The 4,905-nt window shown below is 75.5% G+C and carries 6 protein-coding genes; 5 read left to right on the top strand and 1 reads right to left on the bottom strand.

All coding sequences use genetic code 11. From position 1 onward, the window contains the following. On the bottom strand, positions 1 to 857 hold an 857-nt coding region (locus tag ACRYM0_RS20275; protein WP_432507657.1), incomplete at its 3' end, for an MBL fold metallo-hydrolase. A gap of 100 nt (positions 858 to 957) precedes the next feature. Between ACRYM0_RS20275 and ACRYM0_RS20280 the strand changes: the two genes are divergently transcribed. The 5 genes from ACRYM0_RS20280 (at position 958) to ACRYM0_RS20300 (ending at position 4,760) form a co-directional block, all read left to right on the top strand. Continuing rightward, on the top strand, positions 958 to 1,944 hold the full coding sequence (locus ACRYM0_RS20280; RefSeq protein ID WP_432507658.1) for an SPFH domain-containing protein: 987 nt from the start codon (positions 958 to 960) through the stop codon (positions 1,942 to 1,944). Next, entirely contained in the window at positions 1,941 to 2,180 is a 240-nt protein-coding gene (locus ACRYM0_RS20285; RefSeq protein ID WP_432507659.1) for a type II toxin-antitoxin system antitoxin, read from the top strand. Before ACRYM0_RS20280 ends, ACRYM0_RS20285 begins: the two co-directional genes overlap by 4 nt. A 92-nt stretch (positions 2,181 to 2,272) precedes the next feature. Beyond that, entirely contained in the window at positions 2,273 to 3,421 is a 1,149-nt protein-coding gene (locus ACRYM0_RS20290; RefSeq protein ID WP_432507660.1) for a zinc-dependent alcohol dehydrogenase, read from the top strand. A 60-nt stretch (positions 3,422 to 3,481) separates the two neighbouring features. Next, positions 3,482 to 4,075, top strand: a complete 594-nt coding sequence (locus ACRYM0_RS20295) for a hypothetical protein (protein ID WP_432507662.1) — start codon at positions 3,482 to 3,484, stop codon at positions 4,073 to 4,075. Between the two features lie 199 nt (positions 4,076 to 4,274). Next, on the top strand, positions 4,275 to 4,760 hold the full coding sequence (locus ACRYM0_RS20300; RefSeq protein WP_432507661.1) for a cell wall-binding repeat-containing protein: 486 nt from the start codon (positions 4,275 to 4,277) through the stop codon (positions 4,758 to 4,760). The last annotated feature ends 145 nt before the right edge of the window (positions 4,761 to 4,905 follow it).

Here is a 4,905-nt window from a genome sequence, read left to right on the forward strand (position 1 = left end):
CCGAGGCCCGCGATCGCCTCGCGGGCCTCGGCGCCGAGCTCGTCCAGGTCGCCGTAGCGGGCCGAGAAGTGCGTGAGCACCAGCCGGCGCACGCCCGCGCGCGCCGCCGCCTCGCCGGCCTGCCGCGCGGTGAGGTGCGCGTACTCGTGCGCCAGCCGCTCGTCGCGGTGCAGGTAGGTCGACTCCACGACCGCCAGGTCCGCGCCGCGCAGCAGGTGCTCCACCGCGGGGCAGGCGCGGGTGTCCATCACGAGGGCGAACACCTGGCCCGGCCGGGGTTCGGTGACGTCGGCCAGGCGCACGCCGTGCAGCTCACCCTCGCGCTGCAGGAGGCGCACGTCCGGGCCGGAGATCCCTGCGGCCGCCAGCGCCGCGGGGCGGAACCGCACCCCGGCAGGTTCGGTGAGCCGGTACCCCACGGCGGGCACGCGGTGCTCCAGCGCCCGGGCCGTCAGCGCGCAGCCCGCCACCTCGGCGACCGGCACGTCCTGCGCGCGCACCGGGACCCCCTCCACGCGGGCGTCGACGTCGGCGTCGGCCACCGCGGCCAGGGCGCGCAGGTGCGGCACGGCCTCCTCGGGGCCGTGCACGGGGACGGAGCGGCCGGGGGAGTCCAGCGCCATCCGGTTCAGCACGCCCGGCAGGCCCAGGCAGTGGTCGTTGTGCCGGTGGGTCACGCAGATCCGCTCGACCCGGGGGGAGGCGACACCGCCCAGCACCATCTGCCGCTGGGTGCCCTCGCCGGCCTCGAACAGCACCGAGGTGGAGTCCCAGCGCAGCAGGTAGCCGTTGTGGTTGCGGGTGCGGGTGGGTGCCTGGCTGGCGGTGCCCAGGACGACGAGTTCGCGTGCTGCCACACCCCCAGCCTGCCCCCTCGCCGGGACCGGTGCGCGGACCCTCGACGCCGGGGTTAGCAAAGTGATATCACTTTAGGGACCCGCTCGAGAGGAGAGCCGCATGTCCCGCACCGTCCAGGCCCGCTCCGCCCAGGAACGCCTCGCCGACGACCAGAGCCCCTCCGCCGCCCCACCGGCCGGCACCCCCGTCGGCCACGACGGCGCGCGCGTCGACATCGCCGAGCGCCCCGCCCCCCACCTGCACGGCGCCCGCGCCCTGCTGGCCCTCGCGGTCCCGGCCGTGCTGACCCTGGCGCTGGCCGGTCTGGGGTTCGCCGTGGCGGAGCTGCGGGTGGCGGCCTGGGTGCTCGCCGGCCTCGCGGGCCTGGTGACCCTCGTGCTGCTGACCTCGCTGCGCACCGTGAACCCGGGCCAGACGCGCGTCGTGCAGTTCTTCGGCCGCTACACCGGCACCGTGCGCGACCCCGGCCTCGTCATGGTCGTCCCGCTGTCCACCACCGTGAGCGTCTCGGTGCGGGTGCGGAACTTCGAGACCGGCCGGCTGAAGGTCAACGACGCCACCGGTTCCCCCGTCGAGGTCGCCGCGATCGTCGTGTGGCAGGTGGCCGACACCGCCCAGTCCACGTTCGCCGTGGAGGACTACGACGAGTTCGTCGAGATGCAGAGCGAGTCCGCGCTGCGACACGTCGTCACCACCCACCCCTACGACGCGCCCGCCGCCGGCGGGACCTCCCTGCGGGGTTCGACGGACGTCGTCGCCGACGAGCTGGCCCACGAGGTCGCCGCCCGCGTCGCCGTCGCCGGGGTGGAGGTCGTGGAGGTGCGCATCACGCACCTGGCCTACGCCGCCGAGATCGCCCAGGCGATGCTGCAGCGCCAGCAGGCCTCCGCGATCGTCGCCGCCCGCGAGCAGATCGTCGCCGGTGCGGTCGGGATGGTGGAACTGGCCCTGGCGCGGCTGCAGGAGCTCGACGTGGTCGAGCTCGACGAGGAGCGCAAGGCCGCGATGGTCAGCAACCTGCTGGTCGTGCTGTGCGGGGACGGGCGGGCCACCCCCGTCGTCAACACCGGCACGCTGTACGGGTGAGCGGAGCGGACGGGGCCCCGCCGCGCGGTCGCGGCCGCAAGCAGGTGCTGCTGCGCCTGGACCCGGCCGTGCACGAGGCCCTGGCGCGCTGGGCCGCCGACGACCTGCGCAGCGTCAACGCCCAGGCGGAGTTCGTCCTGCGCGAGGCGCTGCGCCGCGCCGGCCGGATGCCCGCCGACGCCGGGGATCTGCCCCGCCGGGGACGCCCGCCCTCCGTGCGCCGGGACGGCGGCTGAGGCGCGGAGGTGCGGGCCCGCCGCCGCGGGGGCACAGTGGGCGCCGACGGGGTCCAGCAGCGGGCCGCCCCAGGACTGCACGGGAGTCGCCGGTGCGAGCCATGGTCTACCGAGGGCCCTACCGCGTGCGCGCGGAGGAGAAGGAGCCCCCGCGCATCGAGCACCCGAACGACGCGATCGTGCGGGTCACGCTGGCCGCGATCTGCGGCTCCGACCTGCACCTCTACCACGGCGCCATCCCCGACACCCGGCCCGGCACGACCTTCGGGCACGAGTTCATCGGCGTCGTCGACCAGGTGGGGCCGTCGGTGCGCAACCTCCAGGTCGGCGACCGGGTGATGGTGCCCTTCAACATCTTCTGCGGCTCCTGCTACTACTGCGCGCGCGGGCTGCAGTCGAACTGCCACAACGTCAACGCCAACGCCACCGCGGTGGGCGGCATCTACGGCTACTCGCACACCGCCGGCGGTTACGACGGCGGCCAGGCGGAGTACGTGCGCGTCCCGTTCGCCGACGTGGGCCCCGCGCTCATCCCGGAGTGGATGCACGACGAGGACGCGGTCGTGCTCACCGACGCCGCGGCGACCGGGTACTTCGGTGCGCAGCTCGCCGACATCGTCGAGGGCGACGTCGTCGTGGTGCTCGGGGCGGGCCCGGTGGGCCTGCTCGCCGCGCAGTCGGCCTGGCTCATGGGCGCCGGGCGCGTCATCGTGGTGGACCAGCTGCCCGAGCGCCTGGAGAAGGCGCGCACCATGGCCCACGCGGAGACCGTGGACTTCACCGAGCACGACGACGTCGTGGTGCTGCTGAAGCAGATGACGGGGTACCTGGGTGCCGACGCCGTCATCGACGCCGTGGGCGCCGAGGCCGACGGCAACTTCCTGCAGCACGTCGCCGGCGCGAAGCTGAAGCTGCAGGGCGGTTCCCCGATCGCGCTGAACTGGGCGATCGACGCCGTCCGCAAGGGCGGCACGATCTCCGTGATGGGCGCCTACGGGCCCGTCCCGAACGCCGTGAAGTTCGGCGACGCCATGAACAAGGGCCTGACCCTGCGGATGAACCAGACGCCCGTGAAGCGGCAGTGGCCGCGGATGTTCGAGCACGTGCGCAACGGCCACCTCACGCCCCGCGAGGTGGTGACGCACCGCTTCCCCCTGGAGCACGTCGCCGAGGGGTACCACGTCTTCTCGTCCAAGCTCGACGGGTGCATCAAGCCGCTCGTCGTGCCGGGCGCGAGCTGAGGAGGAGCCGACGTGACCGAGCCGCGCCAGACCCGCCTCGAGGCGACCGGCCTCGCGGACGTGGACCCCGAGAACCCCGCGTACACCTACACCGCCGCGAAGCCGCCCCTGCCGGAGACGCCTGAGCAGTTGCGCGCCCGCATCCCCGGCTGGGGCGTGGACCTGGACCCGGCGGACCGCCCGTCGTTCCCGCGCGAGCGCTTCGACCCCGACCTGAACGGCGCGCACTGGGAGTTCCCCGAGCGCCAGCCCGAGCGGTTCCCGCGCGAGCGCTCGATCGAGCACGCGTTCCTCACGCCGGTGTTCGGCACCGCCACGCCGCTGAAGGGGTTCTCGGGCGCGGTGCGCCGCTACGCGTACCGCTACGGCGAGGCCCGCACCGCGCACTGGATGCTGCTCATCGCCGCCGACCGGGTGGACTCGCTGGAGGAGACCGTGAGGTCCTTCGCGAGCCGGCACCCGGACGACCCCGTCACGGAGACCGGGGTGCGCGCCGAGCTCACCCACCACGGGTGGCGCTCCCGGGTCGGGCGGGGTCGTGCGGACGTGCACCACCAGGTGCTGGACCCGGTCGTCGTGGCCGCACCCTGGGTGGTGGGCGGCCTCGCGGGGTACCGGGTCGTGCGAGCGCTGGCCCGGCGGCTGGCGCGCTGATCCGGGCTTCCCGGCCATCACTCAACGTGGTGGGTGACGCACCAGGTGCAATGTCCGGCGGAGGAACGTGTGACGTGCTCGCCCGTACGGCGCAGGCGGCGGCTGTCGCGGAGCTGAGCGGGCGGTGTGCACCGGCACAGTCGTGGACACGCACGGTGACCACCGTGCGCGCCCCTCCTCGTTCCCCGGAGTGACCGCCATGCGTCTGAAGCTCGCCGCCGCCCTCGCCGCCACGACCCTCGCCGGCGCCGCGCTCGCCACCGCCGGCAGCGCCGCCGCCCAGGGCGACACCCCCGTCAAGACGGCGGCCTCCTCCGCCTGGACGGGTGGCGGTGTCCAGCTGAAGTCGGCCGTGACCGAGCGCGGCAACCTGCGCCTGTCCGGGCAGGACCGCTACGAGACCGCGGCCGAGGTCTCCGCGGCGATCTGGGAGCCCGCCAACACCCCCATCGTCTTCCTCGCCTCCGGCACGTCGTTCCCGGACGCGCTGTCCGCCGGCCCCTCCGCCCTCGGCGCGGGGCCGCTGCTGCTCACCGAGCGCGACTCCCTGCCCGCCGCCACCCGCGCCGAGCTGGAGCGTCTGCGCCCCTGCTACCTCGTGGTCGTCGGCGGGTCCGCGAGCGTCTCCGACGCCGTCTTCGCCGACGCCGAGCAGTACGCCGACCCCGCCGCCTGCCCCGCCTGACCCCTCCACCCCACCCCCACCCTCCGCGGGGGGGGGGGGGGGGGGGGGGGGGGGGGGGGGGGGGGGGGGGGGGGCGGGGGGGGGGGGGGGGGGGGGGGGGGGGGGGGGGGGGGGGGGGGGGGGGGGGGGGGGGGGGGGGTGGGGG

The sequence above is a fragment of the Kineococcus arenarius subsp. arenarius genome (genome assembly GCF_050871845.1).
Classification (GTDB): domain Bacteria; phylum Actinomycetota; class Actinomycetes; order Actinomycetales; family Kineococcaceae; genus Kineococcus.